The sequence below is a fragment of the Streptomyces sp. NPDC086989 genome (assembly GCF_044745505.1).
Taxonomy (GTDB): domain Bacteria; phylum Actinomycetota; class Actinomycetes; order Streptomycetales; family Streptomycetaceae; genus Streptomyces.
The window spans coordinates 106379-123746 of the sequence record NZ_JBIVAL010000006.1 but is presented as its reverse complement, the minus strand read 5'-3'; the positions used below and the strand labels follow the sequence as shown (position 1 = coordinate 123746).

The 17368-nt window shown below is 71.3% G+C and carries 14 protein-coding genes; 4 read left to right on the top strand and 10 right to left on the bottom strand.

Annotated elements, in window-relative coordinates; translation table 11 throughout:
* Positions 1-81: 81 nt before the first annotated feature.
* Positions 82-1308 carry a hypothetical protein gene (locus ACIPK4_RS16060; RefSeq protein WP_054223355.1) on the bottom strand — a complete coding sequence of 409 codons (1227 nt, stop codon included), beginning with the start codon at positions 1306-1308 and terminating at the stop codon, positions 82-84.
* Positions 1309-1578: 270 nt separating this feature from the next.
* Positions 1579-2589, bottom strand: coding sequence for a polyprenyl synthetase family protein (locus ACIPK4_RS16055; RefSeq protein ID WP_054223354.1), 1011 nt, complete (start codon positions 2587-2589; stop codon positions 1579-1581).
* A 489-nt stretch (positions 2590-3078) separates the two neighbouring features.
* Between ACIPK4_RS16055 and ACIPK4_RS16050 the strand changes: the two genes are divergently transcribed.
* Positions 3079-5109: a CocE/NonD family hydrolase gene (locus ACIPK4_RS16050; RefSeq protein WP_402313176.1), complete on the top strand. Its 2031-nt coding sequence runs from the start codon at positions 3079-3081 to the stop codon at positions 5107-5109.
* Between the two features lie 4 nt (positions 5110-5113).
* Here ACIPK4_RS16050 and ACIPK4_RS16045 read toward each other — a convergent pair whose 3' ends face one another.
* Positions 5114-5932 (bottom strand): Cof-type HAD-IIB family hydrolase, encoded by an 819-nt coding sequence (locus tag ACIPK4_RS16045; RefSeq protein ID WP_402313174.1) that lies wholly within the window; start codon positions 5930-5932, stop codon positions 5114-5116.
* Between the two features lie 140 nt (positions 5933-6072).
* On the opposite strand from ACIPK4_RS16045, the gene fahA reads away from it, so the two are divergent.
* From fahA to ACIPK4_RS16030, 3 genes are all read left to right on the top strand, one after another.
* A complete protein-coding gene (gene fahA / locus ACIPK4_RS16040; RefSeq protein WP_402313172.1) occupies positions 6073-7296 on the top strand; it encodes a fumarylacetoacetase in 1224 nt (407 codons plus the stop codon).
* A gap of 180 nt (positions 7297-7476) precedes the next feature.
* Positions 7477-8208 carry a HEAT repeat domain-containing protein gene (locus tag ACIPK4_RS16035; RefSeq protein WP_402313170.1) on the top strand — a complete coding sequence of 244 codons (732 nt, stop codon included), beginning with the start codon at positions 7477-7479 and terminating at the stop codon, positions 8206-8208.
* A gap of 209 nt (positions 8209-8417) precedes the next feature.
* Positions 8418-9014, top strand: coding sequence for a Uma2 family endonuclease (locus tag ACIPK4_RS16030; protein ID WP_402313168.1), 597 nt, complete (start codon positions 8418-8420; stop codon positions 9012-9014).
* A gap of 59 nt (positions 9015-9073) precedes the next feature.
* On the opposite strand, the gene nuoN is transcribed toward ACIPK4_RS16030, so the two are convergent.
* Genes nuoN through nuoH form a run of 7 tightly spaced genes read right to left on the bottom strand, consistent with a single transcriptional unit; the run spans position 9074 to position 17340 of the window.
* Positions 9074-10720 carry an NADH-quinone oxidoreductase subunit NuoN gene (gene nuoN, locus ACIPK4_RS16025; protein WP_402313166.1) on the bottom strand — a complete coding sequence of 549 codons (1647 nt, stop codon included), beginning with the start codon at positions 10718-10720 and terminating at the stop codon, positions 9074-9076.
* Positions 10721-10725: 5 nt separating this feature from the next.
* Positions 10726-12318: an NADH-quinone oxidoreductase subunit M gene (locus ACIPK4_RS16020; protein ID WP_402313164.1), complete on the bottom strand. Its 1593-nt coding sequence runs from the start codon at positions 12316-12318 to the stop codon at positions 10726-10728.
* A gap of 1 nt (position 12319) precedes the next feature.
* Entirely contained in the window at positions 12320-14215 is a 1896-nt protein-coding gene (nuoL, locus tag ACIPK4_RS16015) for an NADH-quinone oxidoreductase subunit L (RefSeq protein WP_402313163.1), read from the bottom strand.
* A gap of 12 nt (positions 14216-14227) precedes the next feature.
* Positions 14228-14527 carry an NADH-quinone oxidoreductase subunit NuoK gene (nuoK, locus tag ACIPK4_RS16010; RefSeq protein WP_401452223.1) on the bottom strand — a complete coding sequence of 100 codons (300 nt, stop codon included), beginning with the start codon at positions 14525-14527 and terminating at the stop codon, positions 14228-14230.
* Complete coding sequence (locus ACIPK4_RS16005) at positions 14524-15333, bottom strand: NADH-quinone oxidoreductase subunit J (RefSeq protein WP_054223347.1); 810 nt, start codon at positions 15331-15333, stop codon at positions 14524-14526. Before ACIPK4_RS16005 ends, nuoK begins: the two co-directional genes overlap by 4 nt.
* Entirely contained in the window at positions 15330-15935 is a 606-nt protein-coding gene (nuoI, locus tag ACIPK4_RS16000) for an NADH-quinone oxidoreductase subunit NuoI (protein ID WP_402313160.1), read from the bottom strand. Before nuoI ends, ACIPK4_RS16005 begins: the two co-directional genes overlap by 4 nt.
* Positions 15928-17340, bottom strand: coding sequence for an NADH-quinone oxidoreductase subunit NuoH (gene nuoH, locus ACIPK4_RS15995; RefSeq protein WP_402313158.1), 1413 nt, complete (start codon positions 17338-17340; stop codon positions 15928-15930). Before nuoH ends, nuoI begins: the two co-directional genes overlap by 8 nt.
* Positions 17341-17368: the final 28 nt, after the last annotated feature.

Genomic DNA, 17368 nt, shown 5'->3' with positions numbered 1-17368 from the left:
AGCGGGCTTGCTGTACAGGGGGCCGGAACGGCCGAAGGGTGGGCAGGGACACAGTCCCCGCCCACCCTTCGGACGGTGCCGTTACTTGTTGGCGTCGGCCGCCTGCACCAGCGCGTCCTTGGTGACCGCGCCGACGTAGACCTTGCCGTCGTCCGTGATCAGGGCGTTGACCACGCGGGTCTTGAAGACCCGGCCCTGGCCGAACTTGCCGGTGACCTTGCCCCCGAGGGAGTCGAGGAACTGCTTGGCCTCCTTCGGTGCGTTCTTCTCGCCCGCCGCCTTGTCGAGGTCCTGGAGGCCCTTGCCGGCGCCCGTGTCGATGCGCGCGATGGCCGACCAGCCCTCGCCGAGGACCTTCATGTCGCCCTTGCCGTCCTTGCCGGCCGCGCCGCCGGTCAGGGCGTCGAGGCCGGGGAGGGACTCCAGGCCCTTGAACTGCTTGCCGTGGTCGCCGCCCTTGGCCCCCTGCGCCGCGCCCTCGGTCACCTTGGCGCCCTTGGGCGCGGTGAACGCGAACGTGTCGGCGGACGGCTTGCCGAAGTCCACCTTGGTGAACCCGGCGTCGACGATCGGCTTGCCGCCCTCGGTGGCCAGCACCTGCACGCGCAGCGGCACCCCGTTCTTGGCGTCCACCGCGATCTTGACCGAGGCGATCGTGGATCCGCTGTGCTTCGGCTTCAGCACCAGCTGGTAGGCGTCCCGGCCGGCCACCTGTGCGGTCTCGCCCACGCTGACGTCCGTGGTCGGGCCGGCGGCCTTGAGCACGTCCTGTGCGAGCTGCTGGGGCGAGGCGCCGCCCAGCCGGTCCGCGGTCTTCTTCCCGTCCTTGCCGGGGGCCGCGCCGTCGGGGTTCTTCTCGTGCCAGACCTCGTTGGCCTTGCTGTCGTACCCCCAGACGTCGGCTCCGTCGTGGATGAGGCTGTACTCGTCCTTGCCGTCCACGAACGTGAGCTTCTGGCGGTCCGGGCCGTCGGCAGCGACGCGCACGGTGTTCGTGCCGTTCGCCAGCTGCGCGATCTTGTCCTCGGGGTTGGCCGAGCCGCCGGTGACGCCCCCGCCACGGCCGAGGAGACCGCCCGCCAGGGTCGGCAGACCCAGGTCGGTGCTGATCTTCGCGCTGCCGGACAGCTGCTGCACGTCGGAGGCGGCCACCTTCTCGATGAGCTGCTGCGCCGTCACCTTCGGCAGGTCGGGGCCGCCGGAGTTCGCGAAGGCCGGGACCATCGCCACGGTCGCGGCGGCCACACCCGCCACCGCTACCGGTACGGCGTACCGGGCGGCCTTGCGGGTCTTTGCGTTCGTTGCCATGTCTGCCCTACCTCTTTGTCACCCGTTCTGGTGTGTCTCCATCTGACCAAAGGGGAGGGGGCCGGGGCGTCACTCCCCGGGCTCAACTCGGCGTACACCCCAGGGATGACACGACGAGGGCCCTGCATCCCCTACCCGTAGGGGATGCAGGGCCCTGGCCTCTGCCGTACGGCGTATCCGGGCCAATCGGCCCGTATCCGGCGCGCACCCGGTCCGTACCCGGGGCACCGTCCACACCCGGTCCGTACCCGGCGCGCGCCCGGCCGCGTCCTAGCCGGCGCGGTGCACCACCGCGTCGCACAGCTCTTCGAGCGCCGACTTCGCGAAGCACTCCGGCAGCGGCGCGAGCGTGGCCCGCGCCTCCTGCGCGTAGCGGATGGTGTCGCGGCGGGCCTGCTCCAGCGCGGGGTGCACCCGCAGCCGGGCGAGAACCTCCGCGTGCCGGGCGTCGTCCGTCAGGTCGCCGTCCAGGAGCTCCACGAGCTCCAGGTCGTCGGGGTCGCCGCCCTGGGCCGCCATCTGGCGCAGCAGCAGTACGGGCAGCGTGGGGATGCCCTCGCGCAGGTCCGTCCCCGGGGTCTTGCCGGACTCGTGCGAGTCGGAGGCGATGTCGAGGAGGTCGTCGGCGAGCTGGAAGGCGGTGCCGAGGCGTTCGCCGTACTGGGTGAGGATGTCGACGACCGACTCGTCGGCGCCGGACATCAGCGCGCCGAACCGGCCGGAGACCGCGATCAGCGAGCCGGTCTTGCCGGCGATGACGTCGAGGTAGTGGGCGACCGGGTCGCGGCCGTCGCGCGGGCCGGCGGTCTCCAGGATCTGGCCCGTCACCAGCCGCTCGAAGGCCTCGGCCTGGATGCGCACGGCCTCCGGCCCGAGGTCGGCCAGGATGTGCGAGGCGCGGGCGAACAGGAAGTCACCCGTCAGGACGGCCACCGAGTTGCCCCACCGGGCGTTGGCGCTGGCCACGCCGCGGCGCTCGTCCGCCTCGTCCATGATGTCGTCGTGGTAGAGCGTCGCCAGGTGGGTGAGCTCGACGACGACCGCGGCGGGCACGATTCCGGGCGCGTAGGGATCGCCGAACCGGGAGGCGAGCATCACGAGCAGCGGCCGGAACCGCTTGCCGCCGGCCCGGAGCAGGTGCTGTGCGGCCTCGGTGATGAAGGGGACTTCGCTCTTGGTGGCCTCCAGCAGACCCGCCTCGACGGCGGCCAGTCCGGCCTGGACATCGGTCTCAAGAGCCTGGTCCCGCACGCTCAGTCCGAACGGCCCGACGACGGTCACGAGGGGTACTCCTGTCTGCTGACGATCACGGTGACGATCACCTGGATTGTCGATGTGTCGCTGCCTTCACTCAAGCCAGCGTATCCGGTCTGTTTTCGATCACCGAGAGCGCCCGTCATGTCGCCACTCACGCGCTGCCCGATGCGCACCGGTATGTTCGGAAGGAGTCGAAACAACCGGAGAATGCGTTTTGTCCAAAACTGGGAGTGCAATCGACGAGCCGTCGGCGCCGGTCGGTCCGGAGGCGGGCCGGCCGCCGCCCTCCGACGGCCCCGCCTTCCCCGGGCATCCCCGGGGCCTCGCCACGCCGTCCGGACCGGACCTCCGGGAGGTTCACCGGACCCACCCCTCCGGCCGCCGTCGGGTGGCTGAGGCCGGGACGTTCCGTCGGCCTGCCGACGCCCGTCCCGGTGATCACGCCGGCGCCGTGGCCGCGGCGCACGATGCACCCCGTCCACTGAGGAGAACGAGGCGACGAGGCGGTTCCGCATGATCATCCGCACCGAGTTCCCGTACGCGACGGTCCACGAGGACGTCCGGATCCCCATGCCGGACAACGTGGAGCTGTACGCCCGGATCTGGCGCCCCGTGACGGACGAGCCCGTCCCGGCCCTGCTGGAGTACCTGCCCCACCGGCTGACCGACTGGACCGCGCCGCGCGACTGGCAGCGCCACCCCTGGTACGCGGGCCACGGCTACGCCTCGGTCCGGGTGGACGTACGGGGCCACGGCTGCAGCGGCGGCGATCCGGGCGACGAGTACGACGCGCGGGAACTGGCCGACGGGGTCGCGGTGGTGGAGTGGCTGGCGGCGCAGGAGTGGTGTACGGGGTCGGTGGGGATGTTCGGGATCTCGTGGGGCGGGTGCAACTCCCTCCAGATCGCGGCGCTCGCCCCCGAGGCCCTCAAGGCCGTCGTCACGGTCTGCTCGACGGACGACCGGTACGACAACGACGGCCACTACATGGGCGGCTCGGTGCTCGCCGTGGACATGCACGCGCGGGCGGCGGCCATGCTGGCCTTCGCGGCCCGCCCGCCGGACCCGCTGTTCGCCGGCGACGGCTGGCGCGAGCAGTGGCTGACCCGGCTGGAAGCCGTCGAACCCCTGGTCCACACCTGGCTGGCGCACCAGACCCGGGACGACTACTGGCGTCACGGCAGCGTCTGCGAGGACTACGGGGCGATCGGCGCGGCCGTGCTCGCGGTCGGCGGCTGGCACGACCCGTACCGGGACGCGGTCCTGCGGCTGGTCTCCCACCTGCCCGCCGACCGGGTCCGCGGGCTGATCGGCCCGTGGTCGCACCAGTACCCGGACCGGGGGCTGCCGCCCGGCCCGTCGATCGGCTTCCTCCAGGAGACCCTGCGCTGGTGGGACCACTGGCTGAAGACCGGTTCCGACAGCGCCTCCGGCGCGGGCGGCAACGGGGTGATGGACGAGCCCCTGCTGCGCTCGTGGATCTCGGAGTCCCATCCGCCGGCGACCACGTACGAGGAGCTGCCGGGCCGCTGGGTGGGCGACGCCGCCTGGCCCTCCCCCGCGGTCACGCCGGTCACGTACGCGCTCCAGGGCGCGCCCGTGGCCGTGGCGTCCCCGCAGCACACGGGGCTGGACGCGGGACGGTTCCTCCCGTTCGGCAACTCCGCGGACCTGCCGCCCGACCAGCGGGAGGAGGACGCGAAGTCCGCCTGCTTCGAGTTCCCGGTGGGCCGCGAACCGGTGGAGGTCCTGGGCCGCGCGCGGGTGACGGCCCGGCTGCGGATGGACGTCCCGTACGGCCAGGTGGTGGCCCGCCTGTGCGACGTGGCGCCCGACGGCTCCTCGACGCTGGTCACCCGGGGCGCCCTGAACCTCTCCGCCCGCCTGGGCCGGGACAAGGCCGTGCCGTGGCCGGTGGGCGCGTACGAGGACGTGGTCTTCGAGCTGAACGGCACCGGGCACCGCTTCGCGGCCGGCCACCGGATCCGGCTCGCGCTGTCCTCGGCGTACTGGCCGTGGATCTGGCCGCGCGCCGGCTCCGGGGCCGGCTGGACCCTGGACCCGGCCGGCAGCGCGCTGGTCCTCCCGGTCCGGTCGTCCGCGGGCCCCGAGGACGGCGACGCGATCACGTTCGGGCCGCCGGAGCAGTCGGAGCCGCTCGGCGTGTCGTACCCGGCGACCCTGGACGAGCCGCGGCCGGAGCGGCTGGTGGTGCGGGACGTCGCGCGCGGCCGGTGGCGGCTGGAGGTCGACCCCCGCTGCGGCGGGACGCGGATGTACCCGGACGGCCTGGAGTACGCCGAGGACGCGCTGGAGGTGTACGAGATCGACTCGGCGGACCCGCTGTCGGCGCGGACCCGCTCGGACTGGCGGATCCGGCTGCACCGGCCCGAGTCGGCCTGGGACGTACGGGTGGAGACCCGCTCGGAGATCTCCTGTGACGAGGGCGGCTTCGTGACGTCGAACGAGCTGGTGTGCCGCGAGGGCGAGGAGGTCGTCTTCCACCGGACGTGGGAGCGCCGCCTGCCGCGCGCCGCGGGCTGACCCGTCAGGCGAAGAGGCGTTCCAGGACGACCGCGATGCCGTCCTCCTCGTTGGACAGCGTCAGTTCGTCGGCCACGGCCACCAGCTCGCGGTGGGCGTTGGCCATCGCGACCCCGTGCGCCGCCCACGCGAACATCGGGATGTCGTTCGGCATGTCGCCGAAGGCGATCGTCGACTCCGGGCCGACGCCCAGCGCGTGCGCCGCCAGGGCCAGCCCGCTCGCCTTGCTGACGCCGGGCGGCTGGAGCTCCACCGTGTGCTCCCCCGCCATCGTCACGTTGACCATGTGGCCGACGACCCCGCGGGCCACCCGGGTCAGTTCGTCGTCGTCGAGCTCCGGGTGCTGGAGCAGCACCTTGTTGATGGGGGCGCTCCACAGATCGGACCGGCGCGGCACCCGCACCGTCGGCAGGTGCGGGTGCGGCATCCGGTACCCGGGCGCCATCAGCATCTCGGCGTCCACCCCTTCCCGGTCGACCGCCGCGTAGACCTCTCCGATCTCCGCCTCGATCTTCCCGAGCGCCACCTCCGCGAGCTCCCGGTCCATCTCCACGGAGTGCAGCAGGCGCCCGCGCGCCGTGTCGTACACCTGGGCGCCCTGCCCGCACACCGCAAGCCCTGTGTAGCCGAGGTCGTCCAGCACGTGCCGGACCTGTGGGACGGGGCGTCCGGTGACGATGATGTGCTGGGCGCCGGCGGCGCGCGCCGTCGCGAGCGCCGCGTACGAGCGCGCGGAGACGGTGTCTCCGGCCTGCAGCAGGGTCCCGTCCAGGTCAGTGGCGACAAGAGAAAAAGGGAGGGCCGAAAGCCGGGCGGAAGTCACGGCGCAAGGATACGGACCCCATTGGACAAGTCCTACAAATAGCGCCCGAATCCGGCCTCCCACAGGCCCCACTGGGCACGTAACGTATCAACCAGCCACCGGGACACCCCCGGACCGCGTCGAAAGCGAGGCAGTACCCCATGCCCCAGCAGAGCCCCCTCGATGTCCCCGAGGGCGACCCGTTCGGGCCGCACAACCTCCCGTACGGCGTCTTCTCCACTTCCGGGGAACCGCGCCGCCGCATCGGTGTGCGCATCGGCGGACACGTGCTCGACGCCGGGGCGGCCGCGGCCGCGCTCGGTTCCCCATACGCGGCGCTCCTCGGGCAGTCCTCGCTCAACCCGCTGCTGGCCGCCGGCCGCACCGCCTGGCGCGACGTGCGCCGCGCGCTGACCGCCTGGGTGACCGACCCCGGCCACCGGGAGACCGTGGAGCCGCACCTCCACCCGCTCGACGCCGTCACGCTGCACCTGCCGTACGAGGTCGCCGACTACGTCGACTTCTACGCGAGCGAGCACCACGCCACCAACGTCGGCAGGATGTTCCGCCCGGACGGCGACGCCCTGACGCCCAACTGGAAGCACCTGCCGATCGGTTACCACGGCCGCTCCGGCACGATCGTCGTCTCCGGCACGGACGTCGTCCGCCCCTCCGGGCAGCGCAAGACCCCCGCCGACCCGGCGCCCGTCTTCGGCCCGTCCGTGAAGCTCGACATCGAGGCGGAGGTCGGCTTCGTCGTCGGCACCCCCTCCGAGCTGGGCCGCCCGGTCCCGCTGGCCGAGTTCGAGGACCACGTCTTCGGGCTGTTCCTGCTCAACGACTGGTCGGCGCGCGACATCCAGGCCTGGGAGTACGTGCCGCTGGGCCCCTTCCTCGGCAAGTCCTTCGCCACCTCCGTCTCCGCCTGGGTCACCCCGCTGGAAGCCCTGGACGCGGCCCGGGTCGCCCCGCCCGCCCGCGACTTCCCGCTGCTGCCCTACCTCGACGACGCCGACGCCGACCGGCCCGGTGGCTTCGACCTGCACATCACCGTCTCCATCAACGGGCAGGAGGTGGCGCAGCCGCCGTTCGCGACGATGTACTGGACCGCCGCCCAGCAGCTCGCGCACATGACCGTCAACGGCGCCTCCCTGCGCACCGGTGACGTCTACGGCTCCGGCACGGTCAGCGGCCCCGAGGTCGCCCAGCGCGGCTCGCTGCTGGAGCTGACGTGGAACGGCCGCGACGCCATCGAGCTCGCCGACGGCAAGCGCACCTTCCTCGAGGACGGCGACACCGTCACCCTCACCGCCTGGGCGCCGGGCCCCGAGGGCACCCGGGTCGGCCTCGGCGAGGTCACCGGCCGCATTGTGGGATCCCGCTAGTCCGCCCCTCGGGACGAACGACCTCACCGGGGTGGCGGACCTTTCCGCCACCCCGGTGTCGTAGCAGGTCACAGCGGCGCGGCTGAGGGCTCGCGGTGGCGCGACACTGCGGCAACCACCGCCACGGACGCGGCCGCCGCGGACGCATCCGGCGCGGACGCGGCCGGCGCCGGCGCCGCAATGGCCACCGCGCCCTCGCCCCGGATCCTCGAACTCCTCGCCCTGGCCGAGGAGTCCCCGGACCTCGCGGTCCTGCGCCCGTACCTCACCGACGCCGATGCTGCGGTGCGGGCCGCCGCCGTCGGGGCGGTCACCGAGACCGTCCCGGCCGGTGCCGGCCCGGCACTGGCCGCCTCCCTGTCCGACCCGGAACCGGCCGTACGGGCGGCTGCCGCGGGCTCGCTGCGGGAGCTGCTGGAGGTCCTGCCCGGTGATCCGCAGCTCGGGGCCGTCCCGCGCGCGGCGCTCCCCGTAGCGGACCCGGTGGTGCGCGCCGCGGCCCTGGAGGCCCTGCGCGTGCGGCGCCTCGGAGACGCCCTGCTGTACGCGGAGTTCCTCGCGGACCCCGACCCGGAGATCCGGACCCACGGGGTGCGGGCGCTGGTCTCAGTGGACGCCGTCCCGGCCCTCGCGCGGGCCGCGGCGGACCCTGCGCGGGAGGTCCGGGTGGCGGTGACGAAGGGGCTCGCGGCGGTCCACGCCCCGGCTCCCGCCCCGCTGGACCCGCTCCCCGCGGACACGGACCCGCTGGCCCGCGCCGCGGCGCTGGCGGCGACGGACTGCCCGGAGGACTACGCCCACGGCCGTCGCCGCCCTCACGGACCCCGCCCGGCAGGTCCGCGCGGGCGCGGCGGCGGTCCGGCGCGGACCTGGACCCGGACGCCGCCGTACCCGCACTGGCGGCGGCCGTAGAGGACGATGACGCGGACGTCCGCAAGGCCGCGGACCTCTCCCTGCGCGCCCACCGCAGCACTCCGCAGGCCCGCACGGCCCTGGCCACGGCCACCTCGGACCCGGACGCGGACATCCGCGCATATACCGCCCGCCCGTGCGCTCACACGTGTGGGCGGTCCGGAGCGGACACCCGGCAATACGCTGAACGGACTGGCGAGACTCAGCTCATGGGAGCACTGATGAACCCGGACCACGGGTGGCCGATCCCGCCCGCGGAGGGCTGGACTGCCGATGACCTGGACACGCTTCCGAATCTGCCTCCGCACACGGAGCTGATCGACGGGAGCCTGGTCTTCGCGAGTCCGCAGACTCTCTTCCACTCGCGGGCGGTCACCTTCTTCGAGAGGCAGATCGAGTCGCTGGCCCCTGAAGGACTTGAGGTCCTGCGCGAGTTCACCATCGACATCGATCGCCATAACCGCCCCGAACCCGATGTCATCGTGTGCCGCGAGGACGTTGTCAACGATCTGGCCCAGACCCGCCTCCCGGCCGGGGCGGTCTCGCTGGTGATCGAGGTCGTGTCTCCGGAGTCCATCGACCGTGACCGCGAGACCACACCAGTGAAGTACGCCCGAGCCGGCATCCCGCACTACTGGCGCGTCGAGAACAAGGACGGCCGAGCGGTCGTCTACGTGTGCGAACGCGAGCCGGTGACAGGCTCCTACGTCGCGGCCGGCATTTTCCACGACCGGCTGAAGGTCTGCGACCCCTTTCCCATCGACCTGGACCTCACCAGGATCATGCCGAAGCGGCGGCCGGAGTAGTCCCGCACACGGCGCAGGGCCCGACCCCCGGGGGTCGGGCCCTGCGCCGTGTGTGACGGTCAGCGGACGAACGTGCTCGCCTGGCCCGCCAGGTCCAGGAAGTACTGCGGGGCCACGCCCAGGACCAGGGTGACGGCCACGCCGACCGCGATCGTCGTCATCGTCAGCGGTGACGGGACGGCCACCGTCGGGCCGTCCGCCTTCGGCTCGCTGAAGAACATCAGCACGATCACCCGGATGTAGAAGAACGCGGCGATCGCGGACGAGATGACACCGACCACGACCAGGACGCCCGCGCCGCCCTCCGCCGCCGCCCTGAACACGGCGAACTTCCCGGCGAAGCCGGAGGTCAGCGGGATGCCGGCGAAGGCCAGCAGGAACACCGCGAAGACCGCCGCCGTCAGCGGGGAACGGCGGCCCAGGCCCGCCCACTTGGACAGGTGGGTGGCCTCGCCGCCCGCGTCGCGCACCAGCGTGACCACGGCGAACGCGCCGATCGTCACGAAGGAGTACGCGCCCAGGTAGAAGAGGACGGACTGGACGCCCTGCGCCGACGTCGCGATCACACCGGCCAGGATGAACCCGGCGTGCGCGATCGACGAGTAGGCGAGCAGGCGCTTGACGTCGGTCTGGGTCACCGCGACCACCGCACCGGCCAGCATGGTCACGATGGCCACGCCCCACATCACCGGCCGCCAGTCCCACCGCAGGCCGGGGAGGACGACGTACAGCAGGCGGAGCAGCGCACCGAACGCGGCGACCTTCGTCGCGGCCGCCATGAAGCCCGTGACCGGGGTCGGGGCCCCCTGGTAGACGTCCGGGGTCCACATGTGGAACGGGACCGCGCCGACCTTGAAGAGCAGGCCCATCAGGATCAGCGCCCCGCCGATGAGGAGCAGCACGTCGTTGCCCATGGTGTCGGCTAGCGCGGGGTCGATCTTCGTGACCGTGCCGTCGACGACATCGGCGATGGCCGCGTACGAGACCGAGCCCGCGTACCCGTAGACCAGGGCGATGCCGAAGAGGAGGAAGGCCGAGGAGAAGGCGCCGAGCAGGAAGTACTTGACCGCCGCCTCCTGCGACATCAGCCGCTGGCGGCGGGCGACGGCGCAGAGCAGGTACAGCGGGAGGGAGAAGACCTCCAGGGCGACGAACAGCGTCAGCAGGTCGTCGGCCGCCGGGAAGATCAGCATGCCGGAGATCGCGAACAGGGCCAGGGGGAAGACCTCGGTGGTGGTGAAGCCCGCCTTGACGGCGGCCTTCTCGCTGTCGCTGCCCGGTACGGACGCCGCCTGGGCGGCGAAGGAGTCCACCCGGTTGCCGTGGGAGGCCGGGTCCAGCCGCCGCTCGGCGAAGGTGAAGACCGCGACGACCGAGGCGAGCAGGATGGTGCCCTGCAGGAACAGTGCCGGACCGTCGACGGCCACGGCGCCCATCGCCGCGATGTGCGCCTTGTCGCCGCCGTACCCGCCGGCGGCGAGGCCGACGACCGCCGCGAAGGCCGAGGCCAGCGCGGCGACGGCGAGGAACACCTGGACGGGGTAGCGGGACTTGCGCGGTACGAAGGCCTCGACGAGGACCCCGAGGACCGCCGCGCCCACCACGATCAGCGTGGGCGCAAGCTGGGCGTACTCAATGTGCGGGGCCGGGATCCGGTCGGCCGGTTCCGCGGCCGCCAGCGTCAGCAGCCCTTGGGCAGCAGCCATGGTGCTCACTTCGCCGCCTCCCCGTTCTTGGCCTCGACAGCCACTTCGGGCTTCGGGTCCTTCTGGTGTACGTCGGACATGGTCTGCTCCACGGCCGGGTTGACGATCGCGGTGAGCGGCTTCGGGTACACGCCCAGCGCGATCAGCAGCACGATCAGCGGGGCGACCACCAGCACCTCCCGCAGGTGCAGGTCCGGCATGGTGCGGACCTCCTCCTTGACGGGGCCGGTCATCGTGCGCTGGTAGAGCACCAGCGTGTAGAGCGCGGCCAGCACGATGCCGATGGTGGCGATGACGCCGATGACGGGGTACCGGGCGAACGTGCCGACCAGGACCAGGAATTCGCTGACGAACGGCGCGAGGCCGGGCAGCGAAAGGGTGGCGAGGCCACCGATCAGGAAGGTGCCGGCGAGGACCGGGGCCACCTTCTGCACGCCGCCGTAGTCGGCGATGAGCCGGGAGCCGCGCCGCGAGATCAGGAAGCCGGCCACCAGCATCAGCGCGGCCGTCGAGAGCCCGTGGTTGACCATGTACAGCGTCGCGCCCGACTGCCCCTGGGAGGTCATCGCGAAGATGCCCATGATGATGAACCCGAAGTGGGAGATCGAGGCGTACGCGACCAGCCGCTTGATGTCGCGCTGCCCGACCGCGACCAGTGCGCCGTAGACGATGCTGATCAGGGCGAGGACGAGGATCGCGGGCGTGGCCCACTTGCTGGCGTCGGGGAACAGCCCGAGGCAGAAGCGGAGCATCGCGAAGGTGCCGACCTTGTCGACGACCGCGGTGATCAGTACGGCGACGGGGGCGGTGGACTCGCCCATCGCGTTGGGCAGCCAGGTGTGCAGCGGCCACAGCGGGGCCTTCACCGCGAAGGCGAAGAAGAAGCCGAGGAACAGCAGCCTCTCGGTGTTGGTCGCCATGTCGAGGGTGCCGGCGGCGCGGGCGGCGGTGATCTCCTGGAGCGAGAAGTTCCCGGCGACCACGTAGAGCCCGATGACGGCGGCCAGCATGATCAGTCCGCCGACCAGGTTGTAGAGGAGGAACTTGACCGCCGCGTACGAGCGCTGCGCGGCCGCGTTCTCATCGGTCCCGGTGTGGGCCCGGTCCCCGAAGCCGCCGATGAGGAAGTACATCGGGATCAGCATGGCTTCGAAGAAGATGTAGAAGAGGAAGACGTCGGTGGCCTCGAAGGAGATCACCACCATCGCCTCGACCGCCAGGATCAGGGCGAAGAAGCCCTGGGTGGGCCGCCACCGCGAGGAGGAGGTCTCCAGGGGGTCGGCGTCGTGCCAGCCGGCCCCGATCACGAAGGGCATCAGCAGCGCGGTCAGCGCGATGAGCGCCACCCCGATGCCGTCGACGCCCAGTTCGTAGCGGACGCCGAAGTCGGGGATCCAGGCGTGCGATTCGGTGAGCTGGTAGCGGGCGCCACCGGGCTCGAAGCGGACCGCGACGAGCACGGCCAGGGCCAGCGTCGCCAGGGAGAAGAGCAGCGCCAGCCACTTGGCGGCGGTCCTGCGGGCGGCCGGGACGGCCGCCGTCAGGACGGCGCCGACCGCGGGGACCGCGGCCGTCACCGTCAGAAGCGGGAAACTCATCTCACACCGCCCTCATCAGCAGGGTCGCGGCGATCAGGACCGCCGTTCCCCCGAACATCGAGACCGCGTAGCTGCGGGCGTAGCCGTTCTGCAGCCTGCGCAGCCGGCCCGACGCGCCGCCGACCGCGGCGGCCGTCCCGTTGACCACCCCGTCGACCAGGGTGTGGTCGACGTACACGAGCGAGCGGGTCAGGTGCTCCCCTCCGCGCACCAGCACGACGTGGTTGAAGTCGTCCTGGTAGAGGTCCCGGCGGGCGGCCCGGGTGAGCAGGCTGCCGCGCGGGGCGACGACCGGGACGGGCTTCCTGCCGTACTGCGCGTAGGCGATGCCCACGCCGATGAGCAGGACCACGACCGTCGAGGCGGTGATGGCGGCGGCGCTCAGCGGCGGGTTCCCGTGCTCGAAGGAGGTGACCGGCTCCAGCCACTTCACGAAGGCTTCGTTCAGGCTGAACAGGGCTCCCGCGAAAACCGATCCGAAGGCCAGTACGACCATCGGGAGGGTCATGGACTTCGGGGCCTCGTGCGGGTGCGGCTCGTGGCCGTGCTCGTCGGGCTGCCAGCGCTTCTCGCCGAAGAAGGTCAGCAGCATCACGCGGGTCATGTAGTACGCGGTGATGGCCGCGCCCAGCAGGGTGACCGCGCCGAGGATCCAGCCCTCGGTGCCGCCCTTCGCGAAGGCCGCCTCGATGATCTTGTCCTTGGACCAGAAGCCGGACAGGCCCGGGAAGCCGATGATGGCGAGGTAGCCGAGGCCGAAGGTGACGAAGGTGACCGGCATGTACCGGCGCAGGCCGCCGTAGCGCCGCATGTCCACCTCGTCGTTCATCCCGTGCATCACGGAACCCGCGCCGAGGAAGAGGCCGGCCTTGAAGAAGCCGTGCGTCACCAGGTGCATGATCGCGAAGGCGTAGCCGATGGGGCCGAGGCCGGCGGCCAGGATCATGTACCCGATCTGCGACATCGTCGAGCCGGCGAGGGCCTTCTTGATGTCGTCCTTCGCGCAACCGACGATCGCACCGAAGAGGAGCGTGACCGCGCCGACCGCGACGACCGCGGCCTGCGCGTCCGGCGCCGCGTTGAAGACCGCGCCGGAGCGGGTGATGAGGTAGACGCCGGCGGTGACCATGGTCGCCGCGTGGATCAGGGCTGAGACCGGGGTCGGGCCCTCCATCGCGTCACCGAGCCAGGACTGGAGCGGTACCTGGGCCGACTTGCCGCACGCGGCGAGCAGCAGCATCAGGGCGATCGCCGTCAGCTTGCCCTCGGTGGCGTTGCCCACGGAGGCGAAGACCGGTCCGAAGGCGAAGGTCCCGAAGGTGGTGAACAGCACCATGATCGCGATCGACAGGCCCATGTCGCCGACCCGGTTGACCAGGAAGGCCTTCTTCGCGGCGGTGGCCGCGCTGGGCTTGTGCTGCCAGAAGCCGATGAGCAGGTACGAGGCGAGGCCCACGCCCTCCCAGCCGACGTACAGCAGCAGGTAGTTGTCGGCGAGGACCAGCAGCAGCATCGCCGCGAGGAACAGGTTCAGGTAGCCGAAGAAGCGGCGGCGGCGCTCGTCGTGCTCCATGTACCCGATCGAGTACACGTGGATGAGCGTGCCCACTCCGGTGATCAGCAGGACGAAGGTCATCGACAGCTGGTCCAGCTGGAAGGCGACGTCCGCCTGGAAGTTCTCGACCGGGATCCAGGTGTACAGCTTCTGGTGCAGGGTCCGGTCGTCGGCGCTGCGGCCGAGCATGTCGGTGAACAGGGCCACGCCGATGCCGAAGGAGGCGGCGGCGAGCAGGGTGCCGAGCCAGTGGCCGGCCTTGTCGAGGCGCCGGCCGCCGCACAGCAGCACCGCCGCTCCGAGCAGGGGCGCCGCGATCAGCAGCCCAATCAGATTCTCCACTGTGAGCGCCCCTTACAGCTTCATCAGGCTGGCGTCGTCGACCGAGGCCGAGTGGCGGGTACGGAACAGCGACACGATGATCGCGAGGCCCACCACGACCTCCGCGGCGGCGACGACCATCGTGAAGAAGGCGATGATCTGGCCGTCGAGGTTGCCGTGCATCCGGGAGAAGGTCACGAAGGCGAGGTTGCAGGCGTTGAGCATCAGCTCGATGCACATGAACAGCACGATCGCGTTCCTCCGGATCAGCACTCCGGCGGCGCCGATGGTGAACAGCAGCGCCGACAGGTACAGGTAGTTCACCGGGTTCACTTCGAGGCCTCCTCACGGCCGAGCCGCTCGGCCGACCGCTGTTCCAGCGCCTTCAGGTCCTCCAGTGCCTCGTTCGACACGTCCCGGATCTGGCCGCGGGCCCGCAGCGTCTTGCTGACGGTCAGCTCGGACGGGGTGCCGTCCGGCAGCAGACCGGCGACGTCCACCGCGTTGTGCCGGGCGTAGACGCCGGGCGCGGGCAGCGGCGGGACCTGCACGCCCTCGCGCACGCGCCGCTCGGCGAGTTCACGCTGCGTGGCGGCCCGCTCGGTGCGCTCGCGGTGGGTGAGGACCATCGCGCCGACGGCGGCCGTGATCAGCAGCGCGCCGGTGATCTCGAAGGCGAACACGTACTTGGTGAAGATCAGCGTGGCCAGCCCCTCCACGTGCCCGGCGGAGTTGACCCGGCCGAGTCCGTTGAAGTGGCTGAGCCCGGCGTGGGCGATGCCCGCGATGAGCAGGATGCCGAAGCCCAGTCCGCACAGGGCGGCCAGCCAGCGCTGCCCCTTGATGGTCTCCTTCAGCGAGTCGGCGGCGGTGACGCCGACGAGCATGACCACGAAGAGGAAGAGCATCATGATCGCGCCGGTGTAGACGATGACCTGGACGACGCCCAGGAAGTACGCCCCGTTGGCGAGGTAGAAGACCGCCAGGATGATCATCGTCCCGGCCAGGCTCAGGGCGCTGTGCACGGCCCTCTTCATCAGGATCGTGGACAGCGCGCCGACGACGGCGACGGTGCCGAGCACCCAGAACTGGACCGCTTCGCCCACGGAGGTCTGGGTGGCCGCTGCGAGGGCGCTCATGCCTGCACCTCCTCGGCGTCGGTCGCGGGGGCGGTCTCACCCTTGGAGACCGCCACCTGCCGGACGGTGCCGGGGGCCGCCCCGGTGACCAGACCGCGGTAGTAGTCCTGCTCGTCGGTGCCCGGGAAGATCGAGTGCGGTGCCTCCACCATGCCCTCGGTCAGGCCCGCGAGCAGCTGCTCCTTGGTGTAGATGAGCGATTCGCGGCTGGAGTCGGCCAGTTCGAACTCGTTCGTCATCGTCAGCGCCCGGGTCGGGCAGGCCTCGATGCACAGCCCGCACAGGATGCAGCGGGCGTAGTTGATCTGGTAGACCCGGCCGTACCGCTCGCCCGGCGAGTAGCGCTCCTCGTCGGTGTTGTCCGCGCCCTCCACGTAGATGGCGTCGGCGGGACAGGCCCAGGCGCACAGCTCGCAGCCGATGCACTTCTCCAGACCGTCCGGGTGCCGGTTCAGCTGGTGCCGTCCGTGGAAGCGAGGAGCGGTGGTCTTCTGCTGCTCCGGGTACTGCTCGGTGAGGCGCTTCTTGAACATGGCCTTGAAGGTCACGCCGAAGCCGGCCACCGGGTTCTGCCACTTGTCGTTCTGCTCCGCGTCAGGCATTCTCAGCACCCTCCTCTCGGTCACTGTCAGTATTCGTCCCGCCACTGACAATCAGCTCCCGCTCCCGGCGGGGCCGCCTGCGCGGTACGGGTGCGAGCTGCTGGCCGGGCTTGGGCGGTACGGGGAACCCACCCGCCAGCGGGTCGAAGGGCTCGGCCGCGGCGGCCTCACCGGCCCGGCCGGCGGCCGCCTTTTCCTTCCGGTCGCGGAACAGGTCCGCGACGAAGGACAGCAGCAGGATCGCGACGACCGCACCGCCGACGTACAGGACGATCTGCGAGAAGTCGTAGCGCTCGTTGCGCAGCGCCCGGACGGTCGCGACCAGCATCAGCCAGAGCACGGAGACCGGGATCAGGACCTTCCAGCCGAGCTTCATCAGCTGGTCGTAGCGGACGCGGGGCAGCGTGCCTCGCAGCCAGATGAAGAAGAACAGCAGCAGCTGGACCTTGATGACGAACCAGAGCATCGGCCACCAGCCGTGGTTCGCGCCCTCCCAGTACGTGGAGATCGGCGCGGGGGCCCGCCAGCCGCCCAGGAAGAGGGTGACCGAGACCGCCGAGACGGTGACCATGTTGACGTACTCGGCCAGCATGAACAGCGCGAACTTGATGGAGGAGTACTCGGTGTTGAAGCCGCCGACGAGGTCGCCCTCGGACTCCGGCATGTCGAACGGCGCGCGGTTCGTCTCGCCGACCATGGTGACGACGTAGATGATGAACGACACCGGCAGCAGCACGATGTACCAGCGGTCCGCCTGCGCCTCGACGATCGCCGAGGTCGACATCGACCCGGAGTAGAGGAAGACGGAGGCGAAGGCCGCGCCCATCGCGATCTCGTACGAGATCATCTGCGCGCAGGAGCGCAGGCCGCCGAGCAGCGGGTACGTCGAACCCGAGGACCAGCCGGCGAGGACGATGCCGTAGATCCCGACCGAGGCGACGGCGAGGATGTAGAGCATCGCGATCGGCAGGTCGGTGAGCTGCATCGTGGTGCGCTGCCCGAAGATCGAGACCTCGTCGTCGGCGGGGCCGAAGGGGATCACCGCGATGGCCATGAAGGCCGGGATCGCCGCGATGACCGGGGCCAGGACGTACACCACCTTGTCGGCCCGCTTGACGATGATGTCTTCCTTGAGCATGAGCTTCACGCCGTCGGCGAGCGACTGGAGCATGCCCCAGGGGCCGTGCCGGTTGGGCCCGATGCGCAGCTGCATCCAGGCGACGACCTTGCGCTCCCACACGATGGAGAAGAGCACGGTCACCATCAGGAAGGCGAAGCAGAAGACCGCCTTCAGCAGGACCAGCCACCACACGTCGCGGCCGAACAGGCTGAGGTCCTCGGCCGCGAGGACGTGCGGCTGCGGCTGGGCCGTGATCCGAGCGAGCTGGGCGATGTGGTTCAGCATGCCCGCACCTCCCGTACGGGGGCCGGGG

What these genes read in the sequence shown, in the direction of transcription:
- fahA (WP_402313172.1), top strand. Translation starts at nt 6,073, where the DNA reads ATGCCCCAGCAGAGCCCCCTCGATGTCCCCGAGGGCGACCCGTTCGGG.
- nuoH (WP_402313158.1), bottom strand. Translation starts at nt 17,340, where the DNA reads ATGCTGAACCACATCGCCCAGCTCGCTCGGATCACGGCCCAGCCGCAG.
- ACIPK4_RS16005 (WP_054223347.1), bottom strand. Translation starts at nt 15,333, where the DNA reads ATGAGCGCCCTCGCAGCGGCCACCCAGACCTCCGTGGGCGAAGCGGTC.
- nuoN (WP_402313166.1), bottom strand. Translation starts at nt 10,720, where the DNA reads ATGGCTGCTGCCCAAGGGCTGCTGACGCTGGCGGCCGCGGAACCGGCC.
- nuoI (WP_402313160.1), bottom strand. Translation starts at nt 15,935, where the DNA reads ATGCCTGACGCGGAGCAGAACGACAAGTGGCAGAACCCGGTGGCCGGC.
- ACIPK4_RS16035 (WP_402313170.1), top strand. Translation starts at nt 7,477, where the DNA reads ATGGCCACCGCGCCCTCGCCCCGGATCCTCGAACTCCTCGCCCTGGCC.
- ACIPK4_RS16020 (WP_402313164.1), bottom strand. Translation starts at nt 12,318, where the DNA reads ATGAGTTTCCCGCTTCTGACGGTGACGGCCGCGGTCCCCGCGGTCGGC.
- ACIPK4_RS16050 (WP_402313176.1), top strand. Translation starts at nt 3,079, where the DNA reads ATGATCATCCGCACCGAGTTCCCGTACGCGACGGTCCACGAGGACGTC.
- ACIPK4_RS16030 (WP_402313168.1), top strand. Translation starts at nt 8,418, where the DNA reads ATGGGAGCACTGATGAACCCGGACCACGGGTGGCCGATCCCGCCCGCG.
- ACIPK4_RS16060 (WP_054223355.1), bottom strand. Translation starts at nt 1,308, where the DNA reads ATGGCAACGAACGCAAAGACCCGCAAGGCCGCCCGGTACGCCGTACCG.